Annotated in this window: 1 protein-coding gene; it reads left to right on the top strand. The window is 73.4% G+C overall.

The annotated features are described in order from the left end of the window. Nucleotides 1-1,999 (top strand): type I polyketide synthase (locus tag AB0959_RS52945; RefSeq protein WP_366834208.1); only part of this gene is annotated, 1,999 nt, incomplete at both ends.

The following is a 1,999-nucleotide window of genomic DNA, read 5'->3' as shown; positions in this document are numbered from 1 at the left end:
TCGACGCCGCCCTCCACCCCCTCCTCCACACCACCCTCAACAACCCCAAACCCACCCACACCCCCCTCCCCTTCACCTTCACCGACATCAGCCTGCTCGCCGACCCCCCTGGGTCGGGCGAGGTACACGCGCACATCAGGGTCACCGGCCAGGACACCGACAGCGTGCGGGGACAGGTCGTCCTGACGGACGCCGGGGGAACGCCGTTCGCGCGGGTCGGCGGTGTCCATCTGCGGGCCTCGCGGGTCGCCGACTCCGCGCTGCACACCGTGGACTGGACGGAGCCCGGCGCGGAGCGGGGTGAGCCGGACGCGACGCGATGGGCGCTCGTGGAGACGGGCACGGCCCACCCGCCCCTGAACCGCGCCCACACCGTTCACCCTGATCTGGCCTCCCTGCCGACCGCCGAGCCGATCACCGTCGTGTTGCCGCTCGTCCCCTCACCGGACGCTCCCCATCGGGCACTCGACGCCGTCCGGACATGGGTCTCAGCTCCGCATCACGTCGACAGCCGACTCGTCGTCCTCACCGGCGCCCCGAGCCGCGACGCGGACGACGAGCTGTTCTGGGCGGCTGCTCGCGGGCTCCTGCTCTCGGCCGTGACCGAGCATCCGGGGCGGTTCGTGGTCGCCGACCTGGACGCGGACCCACGGTCCTGGCAGGCGCTGCCCGATGCGGTCGCCTGCGGTGAACCGCATTTCAGGCTGCGGTCGGGTCGCGTGTCGGTGCCCCGGTTGAAGCCCGTGCCCCGAGGCGGTGAGACCACGTCTGCGGGTTCCTCCGTGTTCGATCCCGAGGGCACAGTCCTGGTGACCGGTGGTACGGGTCGCCTCGGCAGTCTGGTCGCCCGGCATCTCGTCGCGCGCCACGGCGTACGGCACCTGCTGCTGCTCAGCCGTCAAGGGGCCGCGGCGCCGGGGGCGCGCGGGCTGAGGGCGCAGTTGGAGGCAGGGGGAGCCCGGGTGACGCTCGCGGCCTGCGACGCCGCGGACCGGCAGGCGCTGGCCGCCGTGCTGGAGGACGTACCGGACGATCACCCGCTGACGGGCGTGGTGCACACGGCCGGTGTGCTGGACGACGGTGTGGTGGAACAGTTGACGCCGGAGCGGCTGGACCGAGTGTTGCGGCCCAAGGCCGAGGCGGCACGCACGCTGCATCGGTTGACCCGGGACCTGGATCTGCGGGCGTTCGTCCTGTACTCGTCGGTGTCGGGGCTGGTCGGGGCCGCCGGCCAGGGCAACTATGCCGCCGCGAACGCCTACTTGGACGCCCTCGCCGAGCGTCGCCGTGCGCTGGGCCTGCCCGCGACGTCCCTGGCGTGGGGGCTGTGGGGCGGTGAAGGCGGTATGGCCGGGACGCTGGGTGCGCAGGACGTGGCACGGTTCGCGCAGCAGGGTGTCGCGCCGCTGGACCCGGACGAGGCACTCGCCCTGTTCGATGCCGCGCTGGGCCGTGACGAGCCCCTGCTGTCGCCGCTCCGACTGGACCGTGCCGCCCTCCGGGCGCGGGTGGAGGCCGGTGATCCGGTGCCCTGGTTGCTCCGGGACATGGCGGGCCAGGCGGCCCCCGCCCGCTCGGCGGCCGCCGGAGACGGCTCCTCCGCTCTGGTCGAGCGGCTGGCGGGCGGTTCCCCGGCGCAGCGCAAGCGAATCCTCACCGACCTGGTGCGCACGCAGGCCGCGTCGGTGCTGGGCTTCGCCGACCGCGGCGGAATCGCGACCGATCGGACGTTCAAGGAGCTGGGCTTCGACTCGCTGACCTCGGTGGAACTGCGCAATCGGCTCAACTCGGCGACGGGGCTGCGGCTCCCGGCTCCGGTGGTCTTCGACCAACCGACGCCCGAGTCACTGGCGGATCACCTCTCCGGCCTGCTCCGGCCGCAGGAGCCCCCGCACGTACCCATTCCGGTCCGGGCTTCGGCCTCCGACTCCGGGGTGGAGGAAGACCTCGTCGCGGTGGTGGGTATCGGCTGCCGCTTCCCCGGCGGCGTCACCACCCC

The sequence above is a fragment of the Streptomyces sp. NPDC046862 genome, assembly GCF_040704615.1.
Lineage (GTDB): Bacteria > Actinomycetota > Actinomycetes > Streptomycetales > Streptomycetaceae > Streptomyces.
This window is presented reverse-complemented; position numbering and strand designations above follow the sequence as displayed.